Raw genomic sequence first — 25,718 nt, 5'->3', positions numbered from 1 at the left:
GGGAGCGAACGTCCCTGCCGGGACGCTGGCGTTGGTGAGATCGCCCCTGGCTTTGCGACGCTCGAAAGAGCAAAGCGCGCTTCACACATTGATCCGCCAGCGTCATCTTACGCCATCATGCGGAGGGCACGCCCCTACCGCGGAGAGAACCATGGACCCGGCAAGGATGTTCAAGGAGAGCTTGACCTCACGCCCGGAATTAGAGAACAGCCAGGGTCAAAATGCGAAACACTCGAACGGAGCAAATGTTTTCCGCTATACCCTCGAACTCAGACGTTGCTCAGAGCGGTTGGCATGTCAAAGGGGCGCCACACCGGACCTTTGCCCGTTCACTCAATTACCTTATCGGCCCTCGCGACGAGCGCAGGAGGTACGGAAAGCCTCAGCTGCTCGGCTGTCTTGAGGTTGATGGACAACTCGAATTTCGTGACTTGATAAATCGGTATGTCGCCGGGTTTTGCTCCTCGGAGAATCGCGTCGATGGTGTCGGCGGCGCGCGTAAACAATTCGATGAGGTCGAAGGAATAGGCCATTAGTCCCCCGGCCTCGACGTAGTTAAGATGCGTAAAAATTGCCGGAAGATTCGCGTTGCCGATTAACCTAACGATCAACGTTTTGTTTTGATCGACCTCAGGCGAATCGACGACCACAATTGCATGTGCACCCTCGCGCGCGATGCTCTCGATCGCCGTCCGATAGTCTGCTTCGCTGGCACCAAATTCCACTAAACCCACCGCGAGAGGGAGGCCCGCCGCTTCGGCCGCGGCCCGGATTGCGGGACCTGAGACTGGTCCATTCCATGACCACCGAAGAGCAAGACAGCCAAGTTTCGACATCGTTGGAACCATCTCGCGCAACAGTTCAATCCGTTTTCCATGAATGGAAACACCGGCGTCGATGCTAATTCCCGTGAAATTTCCGCCCGGGTGAGCCAGACTTTCGGCGATCCCTGTCTTCACAGGGTCGCCGGTAATCACCACGATCGGAATAAGCGATGTCAGCTTTTTGAAAAAGGGCGCGCCAGGTCCAATGATAAAGATGACATCCGGGTTGCTCCTAACGATTTCCGCCGCCAGGGCTTCGGGGCCGGACGAATTTTGCTCGCGGCCGTAAGCTTCGACTTTGAGATTGTGTCCCTCGACCTGCCCCAACCGCCGAAGTTCAGCGAACAAGGCTCGGGAACCTATGTTTTCGCTGTGGGAGTGCAGGTCCACGCTTGGGTGTGATGGGCTGAAGACAGCAAGACGCTTGCTATTGGTTCTTTGCTGTGCCGCCGCAGTGAGCGGCCATGTCACCGCCGCACCGCCAAGAAGACTGATGAAATCGCGCCGCCTCATGCAGCCCTCCAAGGAGGCTCAGGAGCACGCTAAATCCAGTTGAAGCATACCACATCGCGGCCCGGGAGTCCGGGGAGTTGGAGGCGCAAGATGTCGCGCGCGGCGACCGGCAAATGAGTGAAGCAAGTCCCAGCGGCTGGCTCAAGGCTCGGCTAGTCCCTATCCTGTCGCCATGATCAATAACACCACCCTCACCCGCCGCCGCGCCGACAACCCGCACGAGGAGACTTGGCACATCTATTTCAACGACGTTCGCATCGGCGCGATCGGCATGCGCGCCGGCGTGCCCGTGCTCGCCGATCAGTGGGGCTGGTCGTGCGGATTTTATCCCGGTCTAGAACCCGGCCAGCACCGCTACGGAACGGCCGCGACCTTCGAAGCCGCGCGCGAGGCTTTCGAGACCGCATGGTCGGAGCTACAGCCGAGCATCCCCGACAATGCCTTCGCCGAATGGCGCCAAGATCGCGACTGGCGAACTGAGGTTGCGGCCAACCGGGCGCGCCGCGAGAAGCTCGCCGCCGCGCAGGTGGCCAACGGGACACGCCGATGAAGCACACCGAAGAACGACCCTATGCAGATCCGGAGGCGGCCGCGCGCAAGCTCGTCGAGCTCGCAGCGAACGTCGAGGCTGTTCAGGACGGTCGCATCTACATCGAGCGGATCAACTCGCCGTTCCTTTACACGCTAAAAGCCAGTGGCTCGGAGTTTGGGGCCGGCATCAAGTATGCAGTTGAATGCGGCTGGCTCGGGCTGCACGAAAGCGGGACCTATGTCCGGCTGATCGGCAGCAGCGCAAAAGCGGCCCCCGCAAAAGACTAAATTGCCGGGGCCGTTTGGAGATCACCTTGGCGGTTATGGGGGCGCCAGATGGTCATGAGCTTAGGATAAACCGGCAATCAGCTCTACCTGCTTTCGCAGAAAGCGGTATAGTTCGAGATCGGGAACGGAACCGATCACACTGAAAGATATGCATATGGGAGCGGAACGTCGGCTTCGAGCTGGCACGGACATCGAGCGATGGAGATACTCGTGGACAATCCAAAGAGGCCACCGAAACAGGAAACCAGCCCCCGCATTTGCCCCACCTGCCGCGATCCTACTCGCGTCTCTACTTTGATAGTGGACGTGGAGCACGCCAGGACCGTCCCGGTATTTTTCTGCGATACCTGCCAGAAGGAAATCTGGGACTGAGGGAGCGGCCTTAGTTTGCCTTATTGGCGGTCCACTCTTGAACAGAGGCCGCCAACTCAGGCGGCCTTACTTCACGTCCATCATGAATTCGCGGGCGGTCGCCTCTTGAGGCGCCAGTGCCCGACTAGCGCGCGCCACTCGAATACGATGACGATGGTGCCGATCAGCGCAGTCCCTAGCAATGACATTATCAAAACCATTTGGGCATCGAGTCACCGTGTCGTGTCGATGTTCCTAAGTATCAAAGTGAACAATTGTTCCAGCCTACTTGGGTGACTGCAAGCCCGGCGAGCGCAGCCAGTCACTTATATGGGCGCCGATCTCGGCGGTCCTGGCTCGCTTTAGAAGGGCATCGCGCTCGACGCCTGGCGGCAACCTATCGGCCAACGTTTTGAGCTTGGCGGCGGCCTGCTCGGCCATTCGTTCTTCAAGGGACCGGGTTTGCTTCACTCTGCGGCGCTCTCCCATGGCGCGGCTCCTTGAGCAGTTCACAACGACTCCAAAACTAGTTAAAAGTAAGATCAGTTCCCACACTGAAACGAACCTATGCCACCGCGAAATTCGACCAGGGCGCCAGTTGAGGCGGCCTCAATGCCCGCGCCGTTCGACCGCGAATGTGAATTTGAGGTGGAGCACCGGACCGCTGTCGTCCCGGACTTCAATCGACAGCTGTTGGCTATCGCCCCCTAAGGTGCGGACGGCATCTCTGGCCATATCGGCAAGCGAGCGAGCCGCCTGTTCCTGCACCTTCGCTATGGTTGAGAGCTCTAGACCTTCCTCATCCGGGAAAATCTCGTCACCCTCTATGAGATCAAAATAGTACCGTCTCATCTGACCAAAACGACGCCGACCTCAAATGTTCTTTTCGTAAAACGGGCCACTCAACTAGGCGACTGATGCCGCAAGCAGGCCGGCCCCCCACCTCTGCTCGTTCCTCGCGAGAGAAGCAAGTCTATCCAGTTGGCCAGCCTAACCGACATAAGTTCGGGCGATGTCGGCGCGATCTTTGGAAATGCCGCTCGCGCCAGAAAGTCTCTTGTAGAGGTCAGCATGTTCTCGGCACTCAGCAATGTTGATCACTGGCTCTGCCTTCTGTTGGCCGTGCGGGTCACAGCAGCGCCTTCCCCGCTGGCTTACCTTCTACCAAGTTAGGCCCCGTTAAAATCAGTCTTATGACACTGGTTAAATACGAAGCGCCCGCTTCAGTTTGGAAAAGGAACCACAGAGGCGACTGATATTTGAGTCGTCGCTGGCTCGCTGGCCGAGCTGGCGGAGCGGCCCTGGCCTACCCCCTTTGACCCCTTTGCCGGGGCCGTCTCTCGCCTTGTCATGTCGGAGTAGCGTATGCGTTCCTCGCCCTCGATCGTGCCGGCCGACCGCCTCGACCGCGACATCAATCTAGTGCTTGAAGACTTCGGCGCGCGCGCCGGTTGCGCCTGGCGCGAGACCGACGTGGCTGACGCCGACCTCGAGACAATCCTGCAAAATCTCCTATCCGGCCAGTACGCCTATCCGGTCCGAATTGTATCCTTCAATCCCGTCGAGGGGTGGCCCCGCGATGCGACTTCCGACGTCGCCGACGCACTGGCCCAGCGCGTAGCCGACACCGACGCCGAGATATCCTCTGCAAGCCTTCATCGCCGCCAACGCCACTAGGCGCTTCGACGTACAGCTGACGCTGCCCTTGCGCGGGGCCGCCTGATGCCCACCGCGGAAAAGCCGGCGGCCGCCGGAATGATCGTGACGTGCGTCAACTGCGACGGTCTCGGCTGGGTCTGCGAGAACCACCCGGAGCGCCCCTGGGACGGCCCGCGCGCCTGCACCTGTGGCGGCGCCGGCGCACCCTGCCCGGCCTGCAACGCTGCTGGCGAAGGTGAAGTGCCGCGCATGCCAGAAGGTTTTCGGGTGGAGGTCGACAAGGACGGCTGGCGACACTGAGGTCCCTCGACTGATGTGAGCGGCCCCAAGCGCCTCCGGGCTGGAGGAACGGAGACACCGGGACCGCCACGACGCACCGGCTCGAAGTTGGGGCGCCGTGGATATTCTCCGCCCCTGGATTCATCGCAGGCTCTAACAAATGTTGGGTGTCCCAGATTAACTTTGCGGGCTTCCTCCGTTGCGCCTGTGCAACGCTCTCAGTGTTCCTGCGCGGAACAGAGCCGACGAAATATTCCTGACACAAATCGCTGCTTCCATGCCTTCAACCGGGCGCGGTGTTTGTATCCTTAGTTGTTTTCATTCCCGGGGCTGGCTTTGCTCGAACCAATTTTTTGACCGGCGTCGATAGACTTTGGAAAGGGCCGCCCCACAAAGGCGGCCCTTTCTTCTGCGGGCTTCACACCCTATCTGCGGCCTATGCGTACCGCGTTCGAATTCTGCCTGCCGACCGCCGCCTAGACGGTACCTGGCCGGATTCGACCGGAAGTTAGGAACGGCTCCATTTGTTACAGCATTCTGTCGTGGCGCGCGTTGCTATGAATACGGGATGCCTCTTGGTTGGAAAGCCGCAGTTTCATGGACCGGTTGCAAGGGATTGCGACGAAGAAGGCTTTCGCAATTATTGCAATCTTTTGCTCGACGAATTCCAAATCCGCGTTTTCCTGAACGATGCGGAGCAGATCGAATACACTGCGGCAAATCCTGAAGAAGGGTGGGTTCGGGTAATTCCTCCCGGCAACTCGTTGTCCGCTCGCGTTACTCTGACGGGCTATGTTGAGATCAGGATTGAGCGAACGTCCAGATCAGGGCGCACGTGAAGAGCCGCCTAGCTCTTCTTTGCCTTTTTCTTTTTGGTAGCTTTCTTCTCAAGCCGCACGCCCTTAAATTTCTTTGCAGCCTTCTTGCCCTTCGCGGGCTTCTTGACGCCCATGAATTCGCCGGACGCCTTGTCGCGCTTAGTGAAGGCGGAAGCTCCACCCAATGTCGCCTTCGCCTGCGAACGCTTCTTGACCGCACCTTTGCGAGCGTTGTCGCCGGTGGGCTTGTTGACCGCCATTTCGTCCTCCCGATATTGCTTTGCCTCTCTGGCGCCCCTGTTCACAGTTTCTGGAACGAATCGGGCCCCGTCAAATTGAATCCCGGTTCTTTGTGGAGTTGCGTATTATGCGTCAGTCCCGGTGGACCCCGTCCATTATTCCGGCCGATGAGCCGACCGTTTATCTGGTCGCGGACGATTTTGGCCGCGCCGGCAGCGCTTGGCGCGAGACGGACATGGAAGCGGCCGACCTGGAGACGGTCATTCAAGACCTGATGGCGGGCCAGTACAAGCGCCCTATCAAGGTGGTCGCCTTCAACACGTCGGAGCGCTGGTCCGAAGATGTGTCAGAGGATGTCGCACGCGAAATTCAACATCGCTGTAATCTCCAACTGAACGACGTCCCCTCGCATCTTCAGGAGTTCGTCGATCGCTACGCGCCTCAAGATGCGCGGCAGTTCAGCCTGCGCCTCGTGTAACCATGGCCTTCCAGCGGAAAAAGCCGGAAGCGCTCGGTGTCAAGGGGCCCCTGCCCGGCTTCGTCGTGCCGGCTCTCGCCTCCGCGACCGACCGCGTGCCATCCGGCGAGCGATGGATTCACGAAATCAAGTTCGACGGCTACCGCGTGCAAGTCCACCTCGCCAACGAAGCCGTCAAGGTCTTCACACGGCGCGGCCACGACTGGACCAAGCGTTTCAAGAAGGTTTCCGATGACGCCTGGCACGTCAAGGCGAGCTCGGCCATCATCGACGGAGAGATTGTCGTACCTGCCACCGACGGCACGACGGACTTCTCGGTCTTGCAGAATGAGCTCAAAGGCAAGTCAACGAAGATCGTTCTGGTCGCTTTCGACTTGCTCTACCTCAACGGCAGGGACATCCGGAAGTTACCGCTGTTTCAGCGCAAGGCGGAGCTGAAGAAGATCATTGCCGGCACCGACGTTCAGTTCAGCGCGAGTTTCGAGATCGACGGGAACGAGATGTTTGCCCATGCCTGCAAGATCGGGCTCGAAGGCGTCGTCTCCAAGGTGCGCGACAGCGCCTACCCGGTCGGCCGCACCAATAATTGGGTCAAGAAAACCTGCGCCCAGCGCGAGACACTCACCATCGCCGGCTTCGCGCTCGACGACGGCAAATGGGACGGCATATACCTTGCTCGGCGAAAGGGTTCTGACCTGGTTTACGCTGGCAAGGTCGACCATGGCTTCGACAAGACGTCGGCGGCCGAGCTGCGGCGGCGCCTCGAGCCGCTGGTCCGGAAGACACAGCCCTACGCGAAGCGGATAGCGCACAAAGGCATCTGGGTCGAACCGAAGCTATTTGCTGAGATTGAGTACCGAGCGAAGTCGGCCGAGGGGAAGGTGCGGCATCCGTTCTTCAAGGGGTGGCGCGAGGACCTGTAACGTCGGGCGATCGGTGACAATTTTTTTTCAGCCTCCTCTTGAAACCAAAACCGGCTTTGCTAGGTCACGTGAATCTAAAGTTCGCCACATAAAGTCCGCTGAGCTTTATAGCAGAAGCGTTTGACGGAAGCCAAAATCTGGTCTGCGGACTTGGTCCATTTGAATGGCTTCGGTTTTCTGTTGTGCAGGTCGATGAAGGTACGGATGTCGGCCTCGAGCTGCCTGACGGAGGTGTGAACACCTCGCTGGATCTGTTTTCTGGTGAGTTCAGCGAACCAGCGCTCGACCTGATTGATCCATGACGCGGAAGTCGGCGTGAAGTGGACATGATAGTGCGGCCGACGGGCGAGCCACGCTTTGATCTTAGGTGTTTTGTGGGTGGCGTAGTTGTCCATGACGAGATGGACATCGAGGCCTTCAGGAACTTGAGCATCGATCCCTTTTAAAAACTTCAAGAACTCGACTGCCCGGTGCCGCTTATAGCATTTGCCGATGACGAACCCCGAGGCGACATCGAGCGCGGCAAACAGCGAGGTCGTACCATGCCGCACATAACTGTGCGTGCGCCGTTCCGGTACGCCCGGCATCATCGGCAGGACCGGCTGCTCGCGATCCAGGGCCTGGATCTGGCTTTTCTCATCGATACTGAGGACAAGGGCTCGGTTCGGTGGGGACAGGTAAAGGCCGACGATATCGCGGACCTTGTCGACGAACAGCGGGTCGCTCGACAGCTTGAATGTCTGGCTGTGGTGCGGCTGCAGGCCGAACGCCATCCACATTCGGCGGATCGTGGTGTGGGAAAAGCCAGTTTCCCCAGCCATTGAGCGGATCGACCAGTGCGTCGCGTCGGGTGGCGTTGTACGCAATGTCCGCTCAATTACCTCAGCAACCTGGTCGTCGTTGATGGTTCGAGGGCGGCCAGGGCGGGCCTCGTCAAGCAGGCCATCACAGCGATCCTTCAAAAATCGGCGACGCCACTTGCCAACGGTGTGTTCGTGGAGGCCGAGTTCGGCAGCCACGGCTTGCTTGGCAAGCCATCCGCACACCGCAGGATCGCGCGGCAGCGCTCAGATAGCGATCGGGCAACGCGATGACGACGAACTTGCCTCTCCAAGTACGCCCGCTCCTGCGGACTAAGCACCAACGGCGCGATCGGCCGGCCTCGTTCACCTGCATTCGCCACGAGCTCTCTCCTCTGTAGAGATTCGAGCTATCAACTAATGTGGCGAACTTGCGTTCCAGATGACTAGGCCGTGAACCCATAAATCTGCCGGGCGGACGGCTTGCCAGAGTCCGCTATGCTCCGATAGCGACCAAATTCCGTAGCGCAGCGAAATGACGCGATGGGCCATGTGTGGACGGCTCCAGGTTGGCAAGAAGAATCTTCACGTCACAGCATTGGTCGGACAGCCATGTGTTCGGCCTGTTTGCGCGGTTCACATGACCGCTGGCCATAATGCCCTCCGCAGATCAGGTCCCGGTCAATACCTCGCATTCGACGATGCTGTGGCCCATGTGGGTTGTCCTGATCGCCGGATCGACCGGCACTGCATTACGTGCTGTTCGCCTTCCCAACCGTTACGTCACGCCGGGCTTTCCCGTGTGATCTCATTCACGCCGCGAGGGCGGCGGGTTCCTTGTAGCGTTCGTTCCTGGCCATCATCGCCCAAGCCATCCGGGCGAGTTTGTTGGCGAGTGCGATAGCGGCAACCTTGGTGGGGCGCCGGGCCAACAATCGAGTGAGCCAGGGCCGATGATCGGTGCCATGGATCTTGGCATAGCGGATGACGGCGAGCGCGCCAGCCGTGAACAGGCTGCGCAGATAGCGATCGCCTTGCTTGCTGATACTGCCAAGCTTGTCCTTGCCCCCGCTCGAGTTCTGCTTCGGCACGAGCCCCACCCAGGCCGAGAAGTCCCGTCCCGATCGGAAAGCCTTGGGATCCGCAATGCTGGCGACCAAGGCTGTTGCCAACGCCGGCCCGACGCCGGGGATCGCGTCCCGTTTGCTCGTCGCGCTTGATCGATGCCAGGCGATGATGCGTCGGTCGAACTCCAGGATTTGGGCCTTCAATGCCCGCAATTGACTGCCGAGAGCAGCAAGACACGCACGGGCCACCTCGGGGAGCCGGCGGTCGGCTATATCGGCGACGACTTCCAGCAGTTGCTCGACACCCCTGCGCCCGACAGGGGCGACAATCCCGAACTCGGCGAGATAGGCGCGGATTGAGTTGATCACGGCCGTCTGCTGGCGGATGAAGAGATGGCGCGCCCGGTGAAGCATCAGACAGCTCTGTTGCTCGACCGTCTTGGTCGGCACGAACCGCATATTGGGTCGCGTGACCGCCTCGCAAATCGCCTCCGCGTCGGTGCTGTCGTTCTTCTGCCGCTTGACGTAGGGCTTCACATAGGCCGGAGGCATCAATAGCACCGTATGCCCCAACGCCTGCAGTTCGCGGGACCAATGGTGCGATGATGCGCAAGCCTCGATCCCTATAAGACATGGTGGCACCTTCTGGAAAAACGCCAGGACGTGCCGGCGCCGCAACTGACGGCGTACGACCACCTGGCCGGCTGCATCAACGCCATGCACTTGAAAGACCGACTTCGCGATATCCAGGCCGACTGTCGAAAATGACTGCATAGGCTGCTCCTCCGAATCGTGGGAGCCTCAGACGGCGCCCACTCCTTGGCACTCTCGTGCCGGTGGAGGAGCCGTCCACAGCATCAAAACCGGAAGTCGCCGGGTCGCTCGATGACTTCACGTCCCGAGTGTCTCATCCAATCAGCGTCGACCTTATCAGCGCTGACGAGACGGGAACAATCCGTGCGTCGACAGCGGGACTGGACTGCGAGGCGGCGCGGCTCATTCCGGTAGGCCCGCCATCCGGCAAGCTTGCGACAATCTTTCGATATCTTCCGCCCTGCGAAATCTTGTTTTGATTCTGGAAATACGTAGGACCGGCTTCAGTTGCAGTAGGCGCGCAAAGACGACTCGTGCTTCCTCAACCCGTCCAGACATCGAAAGGCATGCCGCCAGAATAAATTGTGCGTTCACATAATTTGGCCGCTGCAGGACAGCAGACCTTGCCCAAGATGAACCGTCGTCATACCGACCCGCCATAAAATGAGCATATGCTATCCCGGTCTGGGCAAAAAATATTAATGGATCCAGCGGACTTAAACGCACCGCGATTTCATATTGTTCGAGCGCCGCGTCTAATTCGCCGAGCATAAGGTGTTCTCCGCCGCGCGAATACCGTGCGATGACGAGATTTGGATCTAGATTTATCGCCCGTGAGAGGAGGGCTGCGCCCTCCTCGACCTCACCCAATAATTCAGAGATCACCTGTCCGGTCCTCGCCAGCACCGTTGGATCGTCCTTATCGAGCTCAATTGCCCGCATTACGAGTCGCCTGGCTTCAACACACTCCTGTGCAGCATCGCTTCTCCAGCCGAAGAACTTTCTTTGCAGATAGGAATAAGCGCCAAGGGCGTATGCTGCGGCGAATTCGGGATCGATCACGTTGGCGGCCTGGCTCAGTCTAACCGCTTCAATATTCTGTTCGCGGGTGAATTGGTAAAAGCTTGATAGCGCGCGAAGATAATAGTCGTAGGCCTCAAGGCTTCCAGTCGGCTTGCGTTTCGCGCGCTCGATTTCGGCGCGCTCCAATTGAGGAAAGATTGCGCCAATCACGCAGCTCGTTACTTGATCCTGCAGGTCGAAAATATCTTCGAGTTGACTGTCGAACCGGTCCGCCCAAAGATGTGCTCCTGTCGTAGCGTAGATCAACTGCCCGGTAATGCGGACTCGATTGCCGGCTTTGCGCACACTGCCTTCGAGCACATAGCGAACGCCAAGTTCACGCCCGACCTGCTTGATGTCGACGGCCTTGCCTTTGTAAGTAAAGGTGGAGTGTCGCGCGATGACAAAAAGCGACTTGGACCGCGACAGGCCGGTAATGATGTCCTCGACCATGCCGTCGGCGAAATACTCCTGCTCCGGGTCGGAGCTCAGGTTGGTAAAGGGGAGAACGGCGAGCGAGGGCTTATCGGGGAGTGGCAGGACGGGTTTCGGCTGTTCCGCCGGGATTTCGGTCACCGCCACGCTTAAGGGCCTCTGCGCTTCCCGCACCGGGCCAACGAAGCGAAAGCCCTTCCTTGGCAGTGTTTTGATCAGGCGCTGTTCCTCGCCGGAATCGCCGATCGCGCTCCGGGCGACGTTCACGCGGGTCGTCAGCGCTGCATCGGAGACGATACGCCCGTCCCAAATGGCCTTGATGAGGTCGTCTTTACTAACGACGCGCTCCCTATTGCGGAGCAGGTAGTCGAGCAGGTCGAATACCTGGGGCGCGATGGCCACGACGTTCGCTCCGCGATGTAGCTCCCGGCGGTCAGTGTCGAATGCGTACTCCTCGAAGAGGTAGCGCACGTTGCTATTTCCCTACGTTGCCTCCAACGGCTTCTGTTGCCGGTTGCAGGCGCAAAGAATAAGCCGCCGGGGAGGAAAAAGTAAGCCGGATGTTAAGCGCGCCAGCGCATCGCCCGGTATCCTCGGCTCGTGAAACAGTCCAGCCTGGACACATCGCAATGAGCACGGTCCACGGGGCCACCGAGCCGAGACAGGCAGCCGCAAAGCGGCAAGTCTACAGCCCTCTCGAAATATATTGGGATGCATTTCAACAGTGGCGAGGTTACGAGCCACCTTGTGCGACCTAAGTGACAGGGAGCTAATGGATATCGGTACTACGCGCGGCGAGATCGATTACGTCGCCTCGAACCGAGGTATCGATCCGCGAGGCATCCGATCTGCCGAATGAACGTTCGATGTCTGGTAATGGTGGGGGCCTGAATTTGCCACGACCAGATGCGGCGGGGAAAGCGGACGTCTCCCGAGGTCGCTGAAGGGCCATGAGCCGACCTAGACTCATTTAGCAAAGCTGGCCCGCAATCAACCCTTCTCATAGGCAACAAGGCATTCGGCCAGTCCCTCCGCATTCGACAACGCAACAAGATGGCCACCGGGAATTTCTGCCACCTCCTTTCCGAGCCTTTCGCGCGCGACACGCCGTTGAAATTCGATTGGGAAAAAGCGGTCATCTTTTCCCGCAAGAACATGAATTGGGATGTCAGGCCAACGCTCGAAAAGACAGGGCTCGCCGAAAATGGTCTCGGCTTCCTCGCGAGGCTTTTCAGGGCCAGCGCGCAGCACCTCCTGCGCCACGTCGTGCAGAAAGTACGTTTCCACGTCGAATTCCGCCGTATAGCCACGCACCGCCGCAGCTTGTTCCCGCGCCTCTACTGCTCCTGTTGCGCCCCACCATACGCCAGCGGTCTCGCCCGGCTCTGGGATCATCGCGTTGACAAACACCACCATCCGCACGTGCGCACGTGCGCAAACGAGGGGTGCCGTGAAGCCTGCAAGCGACTGAGCGACCAGAATAACATCGGCTCGTTCCGCGATCGAGCGGACGACGATGTCAGCATACGCTGCAAGACCGGCGTGCCTGTCGTCGCCAGGGAGGTCAACCGCCACGGGTTCGTGCCCTGACGCGTGAATAAGCGGGGCCACACGGTGCCAATACCAAGCCATGCCGCCTGCCCCGGGAACAAGGATGAATGTTGCCATATTGAGTCCTCCTTTTCTTAAGACCGCTCGTAAGCCGCACTTTGATGGGCTGCCTCCCTATAAGACGGCTTGGAATGAGCTGGACCGACGGCATCACAGATTGTTTTGTCAGCGATGGCACCCTGATCCCTCATTCAGACGGATGTCTGGGTGGGGTCATTCGCGTCGGTTTGGCCGGAGCACGACGACTTCCGGTCTACCCCCCGGTGAACGGACATTCTCAGGATAGTGGGCACGTCTCAAACGGGCCACGAGCAGGCCTTGGCCGCGAACCGACGCGCGGATATCCTCCAAGGTTGCAATCCGCTTCGGTCCCGATCTTCCTCAAACCATAGGAATTTTGTCATGACGAATGGTGGAATTACCCGCCGTCGCATCCTGCGCAGTGCTGCAGCCGGCGGTCTCGCGGCAGCAGCGACCCCAGGGGCGGTCGGTGCCGCCCGCGCGCAATCGGCGCGAAAGACCTTTGTCTTTGTCAGCGGGGCTTTTTGCGGTGGCTGGATATGGCGCCGGGTCACTGACCGGCTCGAACAGGACGGCCATAAAGTGTTCGCTCCGTCACTCACGGGTTTAGCCGAGCGCTCGCATTTGCTGAGCAAGGATGTCGATCTGGACACCCACATTGCCGACGTCGTCAACCTGATCAAATGGGAAAGTCTCGAGAACGTCTGCCTCGTGGCTTGGTCCTATGCAGGCTTTGTAGGCTCGGGTGCACTCGAAAGCATCGGCGATCGCGTCTCATCGGTTGTATGGCTTGATGCCTACATTCCGGCCGACGGACAAAGGGTGGCGGACTACGCAGCCGAGCCGGTCCGCAAAGGCATACAAATGGCCATCGACAAGGGCGAGGCGGGCGTTCGCGGATCGGCGCATTATCCGGCCAGTGTTGTTGCCGAACGCGATCGGGCATTCGCCGAGTCTAAGGTTACTCCGCATCCAGTCGGCACCTATCTCCAGCAGATCAAGGTTTCCGGGGCGCTCCAAAAGGTGGCGAAGAAGACATACATCCGGCTCCCAAAATTTCCACAGCCGCCCTTTGACAAGGCACTGGCAGACTGCAAGAGCGACAAGTCTTGGGCCACATTCGAACTGCCGGATTTTGGGCACATGGCCATGCTCGATGCACCAGACCGCGTGAGCGAGTTGATACTGCAAGCCGCGTAAGATCGACCTCCCCGCAACGTAGGGGAAGACATCACGCCGGAGTGCGTTATGTCCGCCATGGGTCCAAAAGGCGAAATGCTCAAATTGCCTGCGTAGTCTGCTTTTCCTTCAGAAGCGGTCATCCATCCGTGCATTGCTGTGCCGGCTTCGGCGAGATGATCCACCAAAGCACGCGCCCGGTCTCGTAGAGGCTGAATGGCACGCCGACCCCGCAAACGAATACGACGGGCAAACCGCTCAGGTCGGGACCGTATGTGGGACGCTCCTGGGCAACGCCGGGATTTGGCCGGGGGCCGACCTCGAGCTTTTCTAGGCGGGGCGTGCCGAGCTCAGGCCGGTTCATGTCTTAGCAGCGACGCCCCCGAAGCAGGCGGTGCGCGAACTACGCAGGTCAGGATCATACCCACAAAACGCCAGCAAATCGTGTGGAAAGGCGGGTCTCTGGGCCTCACTTTGGCACTTCAGCTTGAATGCGCAGGACGTAAAGCGTGGTCTGAAACTCGTCCGTCACTTCCATCTGCCAGTCTCGGGCCGGCGTCAGCTTCCCATCAATGCCTTGGAGCATCTGACGGGCTGTCACAGTGGCCTCGTTCCACACCGCATGCTTGTCAGGAAGTTCCTCATCCTGGTGGTCGATCTCGCCACGCACGTGCTTGATATGAAAGAAGTATCTCGGCATGACCAGAAAATGCTGCGAAACTTTAGTTTCATGGGTTGCCGCGTCGCATCGCGGGTTCACTCCGTGCAGGAACTTCAACACCTCGCCCTACGTTTTCCCGGAAAGGGAGATCTCTCACATGACGGGTATGACCGAGCAAGACATCAGGAATCGAGCTTACCTCCTTTGGGAAAAGGCGGGCCAACCAGCAAGGCAGATGGACACTTTCTGGTACGAGGCTGAGAAGGAGCTTATCGCCGAGCGCAAAAAGCAGGGCGACGTGCCTTCCTACTTGCCCAACCTGGCGGCTAGCTGACCTTCGCAGTCATTGTTAAGACAGCGGCCTCTACCTGTATGCGATGTACAGCCGGATCAGCACGTAGCCCCAGCCGATGCCGTAGGCAGCAGCTGTGCAGACCAGGGCCGCGGCGGTGGCTTACCATATGATCTCGTGAACGCTCACGCGCTCGCCTCTTGCGCCAGCGACCGCCGGCCCCCACAGCGAGGACGTTCAGCCCGATCCAGCAGGCGGCGGCGATCAGGGCGATGGTCATTGGCCTGCCTCGTCGAAGATGTGCGGGCTGAGGGCGGACTGCTCGACCAGAAAGCCGGCGCGGTCGAGCACCAGAGGGGGACGGTCCAGAGCCGCCCCAACTCGGCATTCATCGGAGACTGGGCGAGTCGCTTCGATTAGCCGATAACATCAGATCATTATACGCGCGGTGAAGTTCTATCGCTCTAGGAGCTTAATCGTTGAGACGGGCCACTTCCCGGGACGGCCAGCGACGGAAAGACGCAAACGTGCGCTTCGTCCAAGCACAATTCCTCGACAGTCCCTGCCTTTTCATCCGTCAGCACCACGGCCTTGCCGATCAATTCCGTCTCGGCTTTGTGATACTCCCACAGACTAGCGGCGGCGTGCGCTTGGCTCGGGGCATTGCCTCAGCTGTCTCCAACGCATCAGAGCGACTGTGCATGCAAACCTTAGGAAGCTGAGCAGGGTTCCTTCGGGTGCCAGATGGCTGCCGGCGCGCGCATCGCAGCATGTTGCTCATAGGAGTTAAACAGAAATTTTCTGTTCAATGAAAGCACGTTGGGGCATCAGCAGAGGTGAGCCCCTACCCTAGCCAGCCTGCTCACTCCGCTTCAACCTGGGCCAGGAACCGACTGGTTGGTAAGGTTCGCGTTTGAACTCTCCCGCGCTGTCATTACTGTGACTGGATTGCCAATTGCCCTTCCTGCCGCGCGGATGGTGTCGACGAACAGCCTCGCGGCCGGATTCCAACCAATCGGACCACCATGTCCTCCGGTTCCAGCGCCAGTATCGCCAAGAAAGCGCGCACGAAGGCTGAGGCGGATTTTGCCACCTGGCTAATGATGGCCAAGCTCGGTGGTTTCGATGACCTGCCGTCCAGCGCCCAAAGCTTTCTGACTAACTATCGAACTCGGCTCGAGACAATGAGCGAGGCCGAATCCACGGCCCTAGCCGTTCGCGAGGTCTACAGCGCTTATTACAGCGAGATGGGAGGCGTGGGCGCAGCGCCGGAACCAAAGGCTCGGACGCCAACGACAGAGGGCAAAGTCGTGCGGTCCCAGAGACCGCCTAGATCTCAACCCCGTGAATCGGCTGCGCGCCGTTCGACGAGGCCAATGACCCGAAAAACCCTCGCGGCGCTGCTGATTTTCGCGAGCATGGTGGCGCTGGTTGTCGCATTCAGATTTCTAGCGCAGTAATACCGCCCGCGGATTGTGTGCGACGTCCGCTTTTACCCCGATAGCGACTAAATAGCGGACATCGTGCACTTCGCATTTAGGCCAATTTCGGAAGTGGCGACGCTCATTCGATGATCCTGTCGGCACGACTCAGGATCGTTGACGGCACCACAATGTTTGAGGCCTTAGCCGTCTTGAGTTTGACGACAAGCTCGAACGTGGTCGGCCGCTCGACGGGGATGTCTGCCGGCTTCCCGCCTTTGAGAATGAGGTCGATGATCTCCGCGCCGCGCCGCCATTGCTCGCCATGATCGGTGCCGTAGGACATAAGGCCGCCTGCCTCCGCGAACTCGCGGTAGCCGTAGAGAGCGGGCGAATGCAGGCGGGAGGCGGCCGCGGCGATTTCGGTCCGCTACTAAACGTGAGGCGGTCCTCGAGGATCGCAAGGCCCCGGCTCCTGCAACCTTGCTGGCCTCGAGCTGCGGCGCGATCTCCTCGGGCGAGCGCACAAGACCCGTAACTCTATTCTCCCGACATGCGCTGCGGTCTCGAGTTCCCTGTAGGCGAGGGCCGCGTACGGCGTGCCCGGGTTCAAGACCGCGGCAATCAACGAGGCGGCAGGGACGATCTCGCGCAACAGCTGAAGCCCGGATGCCCTATATGCGGCTAGGTCCGACAGTCCGGTGACGTTACCGCCGGGCCGGGCGAGACTTGCAACGACCTCGGCGCCGGCAGGATCGCCCACAGCCATGAGTACAACGGGGATGCCGCTTCTGGCTGCCTTGCCCGCCGTGGCGGCAACCGTGCCAAATCCGGTGACAAGCGCGTCAGGCTTCATCCGAATGAGGTCGGACGCAAGGCCTCGCAAGAGTTCCGGCCGGCCTTCTGCCGAGCGATAGACGAACTGCAGGTTTTTTCCGTCACGTTAATCAAGCTGATCGAGACGGCGCAAAAAAATTCCGCACGAAGCTACGATCCTCACCTGCAAGTAGGCGAGGTAGGCAATGGTGAATGATTTGACTTTTTGTGCGCTGGCCCTGCGCGCGACGCCGAGGAGCGTGGCACCGGCTAGGATTTTCAATCAACGACCGCAGGTCCGTCATGCAAATGCCTCTCGCTCGAAGTATTCGAGCCGCAGACCAGAACGGGTCGCTCAAGAATGCTGCTAGATATCAAATGCGCCTTGACTATTCCCGAACAAAAATACGGACTTAATCTTCCATTCGCCGTTGGATTGGTGCGCATAAAGCTGAACGGTACCGCCGGACAGCATGGTCGTTTCCTCGCCCTTTACCAAATGAAGCTTTGAATAGCGAGGTAAGCGTAGTCTCCCATCTGCAAAGTCTCTACAAGCTCAAGCTTGTGATTTCTGACGCTCGTGCCTCTTTTGGCAAAGAAGTCGCGTATCGCCGTAGGTCCAGAGGCGCTGCGCCGGGTGGCATTAGACTGGCGTCGGCGGCATACATTGGCAGCAAGGCGTCGAAATTCGGATCGTTGATCGCAGCATCCCATTGCGCATCGAGTTTCGTCATGTCTTCAGGGAGCGGGTCCGCCCGAGAGAGGGCCCGCGATCCAGACGCGACGCCCTCCTAGACGGCGCGCCCACATCGCAAGACGGCGAGGCTCGATCTGACTTAACGTACAGCCCTTATTCGGAAACAGCGAGAACGGTCAGGCCCCTGGTGCGCTTGTGGGGTGTCTCGAATTCGATCCGCTGCCCCGGCGATAGGCCGATCAAGGCCGCTCCAACAGGCGTCAGGACCGAGATCCGATTGAGTTCGATGTTTGCCTCATGCGGATAGACCAGCACGATCTCTCGGCTCGCACCCGTTTCGTCATCGCGATAGGTTACTTTCGACCCCATCCTGATCACACCTCGCAAGTTGTTCTCGTCCGTCACCGTGGCACGTTCCATTTCTCGAGCCAGAAAATGGGCGACTCGCGGAAACAGATCCATGCTCGAATTGGCCAAAGAACTGAGACGCCGCGATTCGTCCTCAGTGATCTTGATCGGCGGCAACACCGGCTGTTCTCGCAGGCTCTCAGCTTCGAAATTGCGCATTGATCGCTCCTATGCTGCAGTTGGTCCGGGGTCGTCATCGAACTGGTTGCCTGACCGCCTCGTCCCTCTCCGGAAGAGTGGGACGACCTTTGAATCCGATGGGGTCAGGCTTTGGACCCTGACGACATTCAGACATCCGGCGACAAAGTACGGCATCTGATCGCCGACCTGCAGTCCGATCAAAGCCGCACCCAGCGGGGTCAACACCGAAATGGAGGCGGGATCCGACCAGCACTCCTCGGGCCAGACCAATTGCACGGTGCGACGCGGAACGCCCCAATTCGTGCAATGAGTGACCCATGATCCGATCGTCACGAACGGACGGACGTTGTCCGCTTCGTCCGGGACGATATCGGCGCGGTTGATTTCGCCCATGAGGAATATCCCGTCCAAATCTCCTTTTTGGACGGCGAGGCGGGCGAGCTGTTCGAGCCGCGGATAGTCTGATGCGGTCAGCGCGATTTTTGGAAGAGGCAGCACGGCACACTCCTTCTGCTTCAAGACGACCTCTCGAGTGGAGGTCACGAAAGCTGGAAAAGAGCCCGGACGGCGCGAACACCGTCCGGCTAACCGCCTGCTTGGAGGCGGCCGGCGTGAAGAGCAAAACGCGCGGTGCGCGCATCAATGTCGATGACATAAGCCATGATGCTCTGACTATAGTAGTTCATTTCCCTGGAAACATTGCGACGAAACCGCACAGCACCTGTGCACGCGAAGTATCGAGAGGGGACAAAGGGACGTCGTTGGAGTGAGAGGGGCGGACAATCACGCGGGACTGCCTGGCTGCGTAAGAACATGCGTCGAAAGATTACATCGCGTGGGATGGCCAGGCTGGCGTTGCTGCAGGCGATCACTCTTGTCGCTTCACCGGTAGGCCTGGGCGGTTTGACGTGAATGTGAGCCGTAGTTCTACAGAGCCATTGTTATAGTCGGCGTCGATCGCTTGCACCTGCGATGGAACACTGAACGGGCGCCATGACATGCGATACCGCTCCGAAGTCAGCCCAGCTGAGGACACCGAGCCGGTCGAGATGAGTGGCTGGCAGGTGATCGCGCTCTGCGGATTCTACGCGTTGCTCGGCGCTCTCGCGGCCGTCGTCGCCGCTGCGACTGGCACGCTTCCACACTGGATCTGAACCGCTCGATTGCGGAGCCAGTGTCCGCCAGAATGGCGGTTTCCGGGTCAAACCAATCACAATGGCGCTAAATCTAGCAGTGGAGATATCGATCCGCCTCGGCTAAGCAATTGAGGATCAGCGAAGCATCTCTCCACCTCGCAGCCTGGGGCAATGAACGCAAATGTTCCTGCTTGCCGTTCTCGTCCTTCCTTTCGCAGGAAGCTTTATTGCGGCACTCTTGCGGGTCAATGCACGCAACGCTGAAGCATGGCTCGCTGGATCGATCGCACTTACAGCTTTTTGCCTCATCGGCGCGGCTTATCCGAACGTGACGAATGGCCGCGTTGTCGGGTGGCGAACGGACTGGGTCGCTGAACTTGGACTCGCATTTGTGCTGAGGCTTGACGGGTTCGCATGGGCCTTCGCCATGCTGATCACCGGCATCGGCTTTCTGGTGGTGCTGTATGCCCGCTACTACATGTCACCCAGTGATCCCGTTCCGCGGTTTTTCTCCCTCCTGCTCGCCTTCATGGGGGCAATGCTTGGAATCGTGCTCTCCGGCAACCTGCTGCAACTTGTTTTTTTCTGGGAGCTGACCAGTCTCTTTTCATTCCTGCTGATCAGTTACTGGCACCACAACGCGGCTGCGAGAGACGGCGCGCGCATGGCGCTGGTGATCACGTCGACGGGCGGGCTTTGCCTCTTCGCTGGCGTGCTGCTGATCGGGCACATCGTCGGCAGCTATGACCTGGAGCAGGTGCTGGCTTCCGGCAACGTGATCCGTTCGCACGCGCTTTATGTCCCCGCACTCGTTCTGATCCTTCTCGGCGCTCTGACCAAAAGCGCGCAATTCCCGTTTCATTTCTGGCTGCCGCACGCGATGGCCGCTCCAACTCCCGTTTCCGCTTATCTCCATTCGGCAACAATGGTGAAAGCCGGAGTGTTCCTTCTGGTGCGGCTCTGGCCGGCAATGGGTGGAACGAATGAATGGCTGTGGCTGGTGGGCTCGATCGGCCTGATCACGTTTTTTCTGGGCGCGTTTCTCGCCGTGTTCCAGCAGGATCTGAAGGGGCTACTGGCCTACTCGACGATCAGCCATCTCGGACTGATCACGCTTTTGACCGGACTCGATACCCCATTCGGGCAGATCGCGGCGATTTTCCATATCATGAACCACGCGACCTTTAAGGCATCGCTGTTCATGGCGGCCGGCATCATCGATCACGAAACCGGCACGCGCGACATCCGCCGCCTTAGCGGGCTATGGGCCTTCATGCCGATTACGGCGACGCTGGCCATGGTGGCTGCCGCGGCAATGGCGGGAGTGCCGTTGCTGAACGGTTTTCTGTCGAAGGAGATGTTTTTTGCCGAGACGATCGAGGTCCATGACAATTCCCTCGTCGATCAGGCGCTGCCGTACATCGTCACTCTCGCCAGCACGTTCACGGTTGCCTATTCACTGCGCTTTATTCGCGACGTGTTCTTCGGCCCGGCTCCAACCGGCTTGCCACGCGTTCCACATGAGCCGCCCCTGTTGATGCGACTTCCGGCCGAACTGCTCGTGCTGGCATGCCTCGTCGTCGGCGTCGCGCCGGCTCTCACCGTAGCGCCGATCCTCGATACGGCTGCTCGGGCGGTTCTCGGCTCCGCGATGCCGGAGTACAGCCTTCGTCTCTGGCACGGAATTACGCCCGAACTTCTGATGAGCATAGTAGCGATGGTCGGGGGGTTGGGCGTCTACGTCATGCTGCGCTCCTACCTGCTCGTGCACGAGGGACCGCCGTTGCTCGGTCGCATCAACGGTAAGCGGATCTTTGACTGGGTGTTGGTGACGTTGTCCTGGCGCCTTGCGCGATGGCTCGCCACCAATCTCGGGACGAGACACCTCCAACCACAATTGCGAATCTTGGCTGGCGTGGCGTTCGTCGCTGCCCTGCTACCCCTGTACGCCCGCGGCCTCTCGCTGACGGGACCATCAGGGCGTGAATTCGACCTCGTCTTCGGATCACTCTGGGTGGTGGGCGTCGGTTGCGCGGTAGGAGCCGCGGTCCAGGCCAAATTTCATCGGGTGGTCGCGCTGATACTGCTCGGGACCGCGGGCCTCGTCACCTGCGTCAGCTTCGTCTGGCTGTCCGCTCCCGATGTCGCGCTGACGCAGATCGTCGTTGAGACGGTTACGACGGTTCTCCTATTGCTCGGCTTGCGGTGGCTGCCAAAACGCATTGCTCAATCAAGCCCGGACGAGGCACGCGGCAGCATTCGGTGGCACCGCGCTCGCGACTTCTCCATCGCGCTCCTCGCCGGGCTCGGTTTGGCCACCCTCGCTCTGGCAGCTATGCAGCTCCCGGATAATCACAGCATTTCACGATACTTCGTGGAAAACGCATACACGAAGGGTGGCGGAACCAATGTGGTGAACGTCATCCTGGTTGATTTCCGCGGGTTCGATACGCTCGGCGAGATCACGGTGCTTGCGGTCGTCGCACTGACCGTCTTCGCGCTTTTGCGCCGTTTCCGTCCGGCCCCCGAAAGCATTCCCGTTCCCGAACAGCAGCATGCCCAGGATACCCACGACGAGGCTCATCCCGATCGACAGAAGGGCGACACTGCCAAGGACACGCTTGCTACCGCGGCATTGATGATGGGGCTGCTGTTTCCCGTGATCGGCGTCGTGGCCATTTTCCTTCTATTGCGCGGGCACGACCTTCCGGGCGGCGGCTTCGTCGCCGGCATCGCAATGGCGACAGCGTTCATCCTGCAATATATGGCTCGCGGCACGGTTTGGGTGGAAGCTCGTCTTCACGTCATGCCGGTGCGTTGGATGGGTTTCGGCCTCTTGCTGGCAGGGTGTGCGGGAGCTGCCGCCTGCGTTTTCGGACAGCCCTTCCTGACCTCGTACTTTGCATATGCCGAATTGCCTCTGCTCGGTCGCGTCCCCACGGCCAGCGCTCTTCTCTTCGATATCGGTGTGTTCTCGCTCGTCGTCGGCGCCACGGTCTTGATGCTCATCGCAATCGCGCATCAATCGCTGCGTCGCTACGGCGTGCCGCTCCAGGCGGGGCAACGCGGGCCCGGTGAGCGACCGAAAGAGGAGTTGGTGTAATGGAGCTTAGCCTGGCCATCGGCATAGGTGCGCTTGCGGCGTCCGGCGTGTGGCTGGTCCTCAGGCCGCGCACGTTTCAAGTCATCATCGGGCTTTCGTTGCTCTCTTACGCCGTCAACCTCTTCATCGTGGCCATGGGGCGGGCGCGGACGGGAGCGCCGGTGCTGATCGCAAAGGAGATCGGGGATGCAATGAAACATGCTGACCCGCTACCACAGGCGCTCGTATTGACTGCAATCGTCATCAGTTTTGCGACGACGGCGCTGTTCCTTGTCGTTCTCCTCGCGTCGCGCGGCCTGGCTCGCACCGATCACGTCGACGGTCAGGAGCCCGAGGCGTGAGCGGAATCGCAAATCTGGTCGTTGCGCCCATCGTCCTGCCCCTGCTTGCCGGTGCAGGCATGCTGCTCTTGAATGGAGAGCGGCACCGCAACATAGTGGCATCCGTCAATGTCGCCGCAACGGTTGCACTCGTTTGCGTCGCGATGATCTTGCTCGGAATGTCTGATTCGGGTCACCCCGGAATCAGGGAAGTCTATCGCCTGGGCGATTGGCCCGCTCCTTTCGGAATTGTCCTCGTTCTCGATCGGCTCTCCGCGCTCATGCTGCTCCTGACCAGCATCCTGGCGTTGGCGTCGGTTGTGTTCTCTCTTGCCCGTTGGCACCGGACAGGCGCGCATTTCCATCCGCTCTTTCAGTTTCTGTTGATGGGCCTCAATGGTGCCTTCCTGACCGGCGATCTCTTCAACCTGTTTGTCTTCTTCGAGTTATTGCTGGCCGCTTCGTACGGCCTTCTGCTGCATGGTTCCGGTCTCGCACGGGTGAAAGCTGGGTTGCACTACATCGTCGTCAATCTGGTCGCGTCGCTGTTGTTCCTGATCGGGGTCAGCCTGATCTATGGCGTCACCGGGACGCTCAATATGGCGGACCTCTCGGCGCGGATACCTACAATCGCTGCGGAGAGCCGCGGTTTGCTCGAAGCAGGCGCCGGCATGCTGGCGGTGGCCTTCCTGCTCAAGGCAGGCATGTGGCCCCTGTGTTTCTGGCTGCCGACGGCCTACGCAGCCGCGAGTCCACCGGTGGCGTCGATCTTTGCGATCATGACCAAGGTCGGCGCGTATATCATCCTGCGTCTATCGCTGTTGCTTTTTGGTGAGGCCAGCGGCGCGTCAGCGGGCTTCGGTAGTGACTGGCTGTTGTGGGGCGGGTTGGCGACGATCGCATTCGGAGCAATCGGCACACTGGCATCCCAGGACACCGCCCGTCTCGGCGGCTTTTCGGTGCTGGTATCCTCCGGAACCGTACTGGCAGCCACAGGGACCGGACAAGTCAGTGTCACCGGTGGAGCACTGTTTTACCTGGTTAGCTCGACTCTCGGCATCAGCGCGTTCTTCCTTCTGGCCGAACTCATCGAGCGCGGCCGCGAACCCGGAGCTGATGTGATCGCCGTCACCCGGGAAGCTTATGGAGAAGATGATGACGCGGACGATACGGAAGAGGAGGTCGGCATGGCCATTGTGGCCACGATGGGGTTGCTCGGCGTCGCCTTTATGGGGTGCGCGCTAGTCATCGCCGGGCTCCCGCCGCTGTCGGGGTTCATAGCCAAATTCGCGCTGCTGACGGCGGCGCTTCGTCCTGCAGACATGCATCCGGGCGGTGCCGTTCCTGGCAGTGGATGGGCGCTCCTGTTGGCGCTCCTCGTATCCAGTTTCGCGGCGTTGGTCGCGCTGACCCGAGCAGGCATACGCTCCTTCTGGGCCTCGCCAGATCGCGCCGTGCCGCGTGTGCGCTTGATCGAGATGGCGCCCATCATGTTCCTGTTGATCATTTGCGCGGCCCAGACAGTGCTCGCCGGTCCGGTGATGCGTTTCATGCAGGCAACGGCGCAATCGCTGCACGCGCCGGCGGGCTACGTCAGCGACGTCCTGGAGATCAGCGCCCAAGGCAGTCGAAAGGCGGGCGGCAAATGACGCGATTCCTGCCCTTTCCGCGGATGAGCTTCTGTCTGCTCGCATTGTGGCTACTGCTCAATCAGGCAGTCACGATCGGACATGTCCTCCTCGGTTGTGTGATTGCGCTCGTCGGCGGGCGGTTTCTCACCGTACTGGAGTTACCAAGCACGCGCGTCAGGCGACCCGGCGTCCTTCTACGCCTGCTGGGATTGGTGGCGATTGATATCATCCGCTCCAACTTGGCGGTTGGCCGGATCATTCTCGGTTTTGGGCGCCGACAGCGAAAATCCGGATTCGTGAACGTTCCGCTCGATATGCGCAATCCCTACGGACTGGCGTTGCTGGCCTGCATCATTACCTCGAGCCCCGGAACGCTGTGGGTGAACTTCGATGCACAGAAGGGTTTGTTGATGATCCATGTTCTGGACCTGGTCGATGAAGCCGAGTGGATCCGCACGATCAAGCAGCGCTACGAACGCCATCTGCTGGAGATATTCGAATGAGCCAGCTCTTGCTGATCTACGCGCTTTCCGCCGCGCAGGTACTTCTGGTGTTGGCTATCGGCTGTGGCGTGGTCCGCATCTTTCGCGGGCCGCGGGCACAGGATCGCGTTTTGGGCTTCGACACGTTGTCCGTGAACGCGATGTTGTTGCTTCTGACGTTCGGGATTCGATCCGGCGAAACGCTCTATTTCGAAGCGGCCCTGGCCATGGCCCTCTTCGGTTTTGTTGGTACGGTTGCGCTGGCGAAGTTTCTGCTGCGCGGCGAGGTGATGGAATGAACGGCATCGAACACCTGCCGCCCTGGGCTGCGGCTCTCACGGCATTTCTCCTGCTTGTTGGCGCCGCCGTCACACTGGTCGGTTCGCTGGGCCTTTTGCGGCTCGGCACATTCTACGAGCGGGTCCACGCGCCGACGCTCGGGACAACGCTGGGCACCGTATTCATTGCAGCTGCTTCAATCGTTTGCTTTTCGGTACTTCAGAGCAGGCCAGTGCTGCACGAAATCCTAATCATCGGGCTTGGCGTGGTAACCACGCCTGTTGCCTTGACCGTATTGGTGGGCGCAGCGCGATTTCGCGATACTGCCGAAAAGAGTGCGCAGGTTCGCGGACCAGAGGGCAATTAGCGCGAGACGCGCGATTTCTTGCAGCAGGTTCCTTGACCGGCGAGTCGGCCAATCCAGGCTAAATGTCGCATTTGATTTCCTGCATCGCATGGCCACCTCTAAGTGCATGATGTATGATGCTGAGTAGTAAACGAGTTCGCCGAAGTCTTTGCAGATTGGCCGCCTGATCGGAGGCAATCAGCCCCGAACTCAGTGCACGTCGCGGCCGCGAGGGCTCTAGCTCGCTGCCCCGCAGGGCGATGCACATGCCGCTCGCAAACAAGCCGTACGGCAAACAGAGGCAGTGATGAC

Annotated in this window: 26 protein-coding genes and 4 pseudogenes; 17 read left to right on the top strand and 13 right to left on the bottom strand. The window is 59.7% G+C overall.

All coding sequences use genetic code 11. From position 1 onward, the window contains the following. Positions 1-329 precede the first annotated feature (329 nt). Positions 330-1,337 carry an ABC transporter substrate-binding protein gene (locus AB7531_RS16965; protein ID WP_441280004.1) on the bottom strand — a complete coding sequence of 336 codons (1,008 nt, stop codon included), beginning with the start codon at positions 1,335-1,337 and terminating at the stop codon, positions 330-332. Between the two features lie 172 nt (positions 1,338-1,509). On the opposite strand from AB7531_RS16965, the gene AB7531_RS16960 reads away from it, so the two are divergent. Further along, the gene (locus AB7531_RS16960) at positions 1,510-1,887 is read left to right on the top strand and encodes a hypothetical protein (RefSeq protein WP_441280003.1); all 378 of its coding nucleotides are present in this window, start codon (positions 1,510-1,512) and stop codon (positions 1,885-1,887) included. Further along, on the top strand, positions 1,884-2,156 hold the full coding sequence (locus AB7531_RS16955) for a hypothetical protein (RefSeq protein WP_441280002.1): 273 nt from the start codon (positions 1,884-1,886) through the stop codon (positions 2,154-2,156). Before AB7531_RS16960 ends, AB7531_RS16955 begins: the two co-directional genes overlap by 4 nt. A 636-nt stretch (positions 2,157-2,792) precedes the next feature. Here the strand turns inward: AB7531_RS16955 and AB7531_RS16950 are convergent. After that, positions 2,793-2,996 (bottom strand): hypothetical protein, encoded by a 204-nt coding sequence (locus AB7531_RS16950; RefSeq protein WP_441280001.1) that lies wholly within the window; start codon positions 2,994-2,996, stop codon positions 2,793-2,795. A 120-nt stretch (positions 2,997-3,116) separates the two neighbouring features. Next, positions 3,117-3,359, bottom strand: coding sequence for a DUF6894 family protein (locus AB7531_RS16945; protein WP_441280000.1), 243 nt, complete (start codon positions 3,357-3,359; stop codon positions 3,117-3,119). 513 nt (positions 3,360-3,872) lie between these two features. On the opposite strand from AB7531_RS16945, the pseudogene AB7531_RS16940 reads away from it, so the two are divergent. Together AB7531_RS16940 and AB7531_RS16935 are read left to right on the top strand one after the other, a co-directional pair. Further along, a pseudogene (locus AB7531_RS16940) lies at positions 3,873-4,230 on the top strand (hypothetical protein). Beyond that, positions 4,230-4,466 (top strand): hypothetical protein, encoded by a 237-nt coding sequence (locus AB7531_RS16935; RefSeq protein ID WP_441279999.1) that lies wholly within the window; start codon positions 4,230-4,232, stop codon positions 4,464-4,466. Before AB7531_RS16940 ends, AB7531_RS16935 begins: the two are co-directional and overlap by 1 nt. 826 nt (positions 4,467-5,292) lie before the next feature. Here AB7531_RS16935 and AB7531_RS16930 read toward each other — a convergent pair. Beyond that, positions 5,293-5,523 (bottom strand): hypothetical protein, encoded by a 231-nt coding sequence (locus tag AB7531_RS16930; protein WP_283019008.1) that lies wholly within the window; start codon positions 5,521-5,523, stop codon positions 5,293-5,295. A gap of 107 nt (positions 5,524-5,630) precedes the next feature. On the opposite strand from AB7531_RS16930, the gene AB7531_RS16925 reads away from it, so the two are divergent. Next, positions 5,631-5,981, top strand: coding sequence for a hypothetical protein (locus tag AB7531_RS16925; RefSeq protein WP_441279998.1), 351 nt, complete (start codon positions 5,631-5,633; stop codon positions 5,979-5,981). A gap of 2 nt (positions 5,982-5,983) precedes the next feature. After that, positions 5,984-6,904 (top strand): non-homologous end-joining DNA ligase, encoded by a 921-nt coding sequence (gene ligD, locus AB7531_RS16920; protein ID WP_441279997.1) that lies wholly within the window; start codon positions 5,984-5,986, stop codon positions 6,902-6,904. Between the two features lie 74 nt (positions 6,905-6,978). Here ligD and AB7531_RS16915 read toward each other — a convergent pair. The 3 genes and pseudogenes from AB7531_RS16915 to AB7531_RS16905 form a co-directional block, all read right to left on the bottom strand. Beyond that, positions 6,979-8,087 (bottom strand): annotated as a pseudogene (locus AB7531_RS16915) (IS630 family transposase). 429 nt (positions 8,088-8,516) lie between these two features. Beyond that, a complete protein-coding gene (locus tag AB7531_RS16910) occupies positions 8,517-9,545 on the bottom strand; it encodes an IS110 family transposase (protein WP_283016398.1) in 1,029 nt (342 codons plus the stop codon). A 222-nt stretch (positions 9,546-9,767) separates the two neighbouring features. After that, entirely contained in the window at positions 9,768-11,333 is a 1,566-nt protein-coding gene (locus tag AB7531_RS16905; protein WP_063985051.1) for a winged helix-turn-helix domain-containing protein, read from the bottom strand. Between the two features lie 253 nt (positions 11,334-11,586). Here AB7531_RS16905 and AB7531_RS16900 point away from each other — a divergent pair, with 253 nt between their 5' ends. Continuing rightward, positions 11,587-11,721, top strand: a complete 135-nt coding sequence (locus tag AB7531_RS16900) for a DUF1127 domain-containing protein (protein ID WP_371496218.1) — start codon at positions 11,587-11,589, stop codon at positions 11,719-11,721. 131 nt (positions 11,722-11,852) lie between these two features. Here AB7531_RS16900 and AB7531_RS16895 read toward each other — a convergent pair whose 3' ends face one another. Beyond that, positions 11,853-12,530 (bottom strand): alpha/beta fold hydrolase, encoded by a 678-nt coding sequence (locus AB7531_RS16895; RefSeq protein ID WP_283016397.1) that lies wholly within the window; start codon positions 12,528-12,530, stop codon positions 11,853-11,855. 345 nt (positions 12,531-12,875) lie between these two features. Here AB7531_RS16895 and AB7531_RS16890 point away from each other — a divergent pair, with 345 nt between their 5' ends. Further along, positions 12,876-13,694 carry an alpha/beta fold hydrolase gene (locus AB7531_RS16890; RefSeq protein WP_354099096.1) on the top strand — a complete coding sequence of 273 codons (819 nt, stop codon included), beginning with the start codon at positions 12,876-12,878 and terminating at the stop codon, positions 13,692-13,694. A gap of 448 nt (positions 13,695-14,142) precedes the next feature. Here AB7531_RS16890 and AB7531_RS16885 read toward each other — a convergent pair whose 3' ends face one another. Beyond that, positions 14,143-14,451, bottom strand: a complete 309-nt coding sequence (locus AB7531_RS16885; RefSeq protein ID WP_354114662.1) for a DUF6894 family protein — start codon at positions 14,449-14,451, stop codon at positions 14,143-14,145. Positions 14,452-14,491: 40 nt separating this feature from the next. Here AB7531_RS16885 and AB7531_RS16880 point away from each other — a divergent pair, with 40 nt between their 5' ends. Continuing rightward, positions 14,492-14,668 (top strand): DUF2934 domain-containing protein, encoded by a 177-nt coding sequence (locus AB7531_RS16880; protein ID WP_084795268.1) that lies wholly within the window; start codon positions 14,492-14,494, stop codon positions 14,666-14,668. Positions 14,669-15,082: 414 nt separating this feature from the next. On the opposite strand, the pseudogene AB7531_RS16875 reads toward AB7531_RS16880, so the two are convergent. Continuing rightward, a pseudogene (locus tag AB7531_RS16875) lies at positions 15,083-15,258 on the bottom strand (PRC-barrel domain-containing protein). Between the two features lie 393 nt (positions 15,259-15,651). Here AB7531_RS16875 and AB7531_RS16870 point away from each other — a divergent pair. Then, the gene (locus tag AB7531_RS16870) at positions 15,652-16,086 is read left to right on the top strand and encodes a hypothetical protein (protein ID WP_085398627.1); all 435 of its coding nucleotides are present in this window, start codon (positions 15,652-15,654) and stop codon (positions 16,084-16,086) included. Positions 16,087-16,189: 103 nt separating this feature from the next. On the opposite strand, the pseudogene AB7531_RS16865 reads toward AB7531_RS16870, so the two are convergent. The 3 genes and pseudogenes from AB7531_RS16865 to AB7531_RS16855 form a co-directional block, all read right to left on the bottom strand. Next, positions 16,190-16,975: pseudogene (locus AB7531_RS16865) on the bottom strand (ABC transporter substrate-binding protein). A 738-nt stretch (positions 16,976-17,713) separates the two neighbouring features. Further along, positions 17,714-18,127, bottom strand: coding sequence for a nucleoside diphosphate kinase regulator (gene rnk, locus AB7531_RS16860; protein ID WP_063985056.1), 414 nt, complete (start codon positions 18,125-18,127; stop codon positions 17,714-17,716). 9 nt (positions 18,128-18,136) lie between these two features. Next, positions 18,137-18,628 (bottom strand): GreA/GreB family elongation factor, encoded by a 492-nt coding sequence (locus tag AB7531_RS16855; protein ID WP_063986618.1) that lies wholly within the window; start codon positions 18,626-18,628, stop codon positions 18,137-18,139. A 479-nt stretch (positions 18,629-19,107) separates the two neighbouring features. Between AB7531_RS16855 and AB7531_RS16850 the strand changes: the two genes are divergently transcribed. The 7 genes from AB7531_RS16850 (at position 19,108) to mnhG (ending at position 25,427) form a co-directional block, all read left to right on the top strand. Further along, the gene (locus AB7531_RS16850) at positions 19,108-19,263 is read left to right on the top strand and encodes a hypothetical protein (RefSeq protein ID WP_283016394.1); all 156 of its coding nucleotides are present in this window, start codon (positions 19,108-19,110) and stop codon (positions 19,261-19,263) included. Positions 19,264-19,426: 163 nt separating this feature from the next. Continuing rightward, positions 19,427-22,348, top strand: a complete 2,922-nt coding sequence (locus tag AB7531_RS16845; RefSeq protein WP_441279996.1) for a monovalent cation/H+ antiporter subunit A — start codon at positions 19,427-19,429, stop codon at positions 22,346-22,348. Beyond that, positions 22,348-22,689: a Na+/H+ antiporter subunit C gene (locus AB7531_RS16840; protein ID WP_063985058.1), complete on the top strand. Its 342-nt coding sequence runs from the start codon at positions 22,348-22,350 to the stop codon at positions 22,687-22,689. The genes AB7531_RS16845 and AB7531_RS16840 overlap by 1 nt, the downstream gene beginning before the upstream one ends. Then, positions 22,686-24,317, top strand: coding sequence for a monovalent cation/H+ antiporter subunit D (locus AB7531_RS16835; RefSeq protein ID WP_441279995.1), 1,632 nt, complete (start codon positions 22,686-22,688; stop codon positions 24,315-24,317). The genes AB7531_RS16840 and AB7531_RS16835 overlap by 4 nt, the downstream gene beginning before the upstream one ends. Further along, positions 24,314-24,802: a Na+/H+ antiporter subunit E gene (locus AB7531_RS16830; RefSeq protein WP_063985059.1), complete on the top strand. Its 489-nt coding sequence runs from the start codon at positions 24,314-24,316 to the stop codon at positions 24,800-24,802. Before AB7531_RS16835 ends, AB7531_RS16830 begins: the two co-directional genes overlap by 4 nt. Beyond that, positions 24,799-25,080, top strand: a complete 282-nt coding sequence (locus AB7531_RS16825) for a K+/H+ antiporter subunit F (RefSeq protein ID WP_063985060.1) — start codon at positions 24,799-24,801, stop codon at positions 25,078-25,080. Before AB7531_RS16830 ends, AB7531_RS16825 begins: the two co-directional genes overlap by 4 nt. Next, positions 25,077-25,427, top strand: coding sequence for a monovalent cation/H(+) antiporter subunit G (gene mnhG, locus AB7531_RS16820; RefSeq protein ID WP_441279994.1), 351 nt, complete (start codon positions 25,077-25,079; stop codon positions 25,425-25,427). The genes AB7531_RS16825 and mnhG overlap by 4 nt, the downstream gene beginning before the upstream one ends. The last annotated feature ends 291 nt before the right edge of the window (positions 25,428-25,718 follow it).

This window comes from Bradyrhizobium sp. 63_E2_N1_3 (genome assembly GCF_052076005.1).
In the GTDB taxonomy this organism is placed as follows: domain Bacteria; phylum Pseudomonadota; class Alphaproteobacteria; order Rhizobiales; family Xanthobacteraceae; genus Bradyrhizobium; species Bradyrhizobium barranii.
The sequence above is the reverse complement of the archived record's forward strand: the minus strand, read 5'-3'. Positions and strand labels throughout refer to the sequence as shown.

Coding starts and splice junctions, on each gene's coding strand:
- AB7531_RS16965 (WP_441280004.1), bottom strand. CDS start 1,337: ATGAGGCGGCGCGATTTCATCAGTCTTCTTGGCGGTGCGGCGGTGACA.
- AB7531_RS16960 (WP_441280003.1), top strand. CDS start 1,510: ATGATCAATAACACCACCCTCACCCGCCGCCGCGCCGACAACCCGCAC.
- AB7531_RS16955 (WP_441280002.1), top strand. CDS start 1,884: ATGAAGCACACCGAAGAACGACCCTATGCAGATCCGGAGGCGGCCGCG.
- AB7531_RS16950 (WP_441280001.1), bottom strand. CDS start 2,996: ATGGGAGAGCGCCGCAGAGTGAAGCAAACCCGGTCCCTTGAAGAACGA.
- AB7531_RS16945 (WP_441280000.1), bottom strand. CDS start 3,359: ATGAGACGGTACTATTTTGATCTCATAGAGGGTGACGAGATTTTCCCG.
- AB7531_RS16935 (WP_441279999.1), top strand. CDS start 4,230: ATGCCCACCGCGGAAAAGCCGGCGGCCGCCGGAATGATCGTGACGTGC.
- AB7531_RS16930 (WP_283019008.1), bottom strand. CDS start 5,523: ATGGCGGTCAACAAGCCCACCGGCGACAACGCTCGCAAAGGTGCGGTC.
- AB7531_RS16925 (WP_441279998.1), top strand. CDS start 5,631: ATGCGTCAGTCCCGGTGGACCCCGTCCATTATTCCGGCCGATGAGCCG.
- ligD (WP_441279997.1), top strand. CDS start 5,984: ATGGCCTTCCAGCGGAAAAAGCCGGAAGCGCTCGGTGTCAAGGGGCCC.
- AB7531_RS16910 (WP_283016398.1), bottom strand. CDS start 9,545: ATGCAGTCATTTTCGACAGTCGGCCTGGATATCGCGAAGTCGGTCTTT.
- AB7531_RS16895 (WP_283016397.1), bottom strand. CDS start 12,530: ATGGCAACATTCATCCTTGTTCCCGGGGCAGGCGGCATGGCTTGGTAT.
- AB7531_RS16890 (WP_354099096.1), top strand. CDS start 12,876: ATGACGAATGGTGGAATTACCCGCCGTCGCATCCTGCGCAGTGCTGCA.
- AB7531_RS16880 (WP_084795268.1), top strand. CDS start 14,492: ATGACGGGTATGACCGAGCAAGACATCAGGAATCGAGCTTACCTCCTT.
- AB7531_RS16870 (WP_085398627.1), top strand. CDS start 15,652: ATGTCCTCCGGTTCCAGCGCCAGTATCGCCAAGAAAGCGCGCACGAAG.
- rnk (WP_063985056.1), bottom strand. CDS start 18,127: ATGCGCAATTTCGAAGCTGAGAGCCTGCGAGAACAGCCGGTGTTGCCG.
- AB7531_RS16850 (WP_283016394.1), top strand. CDS start 19,108: ATGCGATACCGCTCCGAAGTCAGCCCAGCTGAGGACACCGAGCCGGTC.
- AB7531_RS16845 (WP_441279996.1), top strand. CDS start 19,427: ATGTTCCTGCTTGCCGTTCTCGTCCTTCCTTTCGCAGGAAGCTTTATT.
- AB7531_RS16840 (WP_063985058.1), top strand. CDS start 22,348: ATGGAGCTTAGCCTGGCCATCGGCATAGGTGCGCTTGCGGCGTCCGGC.
- AB7531_RS16830 (WP_063985059.1), top strand. CDS start 24,314: ATGACGCGATTCCTGCCCTTTCCGCGGATGAGCTTCTGTCTGCTCGCA.
- AB7531_RS16825 (WP_063985060.1), top strand. CDS start 24,799: ATGAGCCAGCTCTTGCTGATCTACGCGCTTTCCGCCGCGCAGGTACTT.
- mnhG (WP_441279994.1), top strand. CDS start 25,077: ATGAACGGCATCGAACACCTGCCGCCCTGGGCTGCGGCTCTCACGGCA.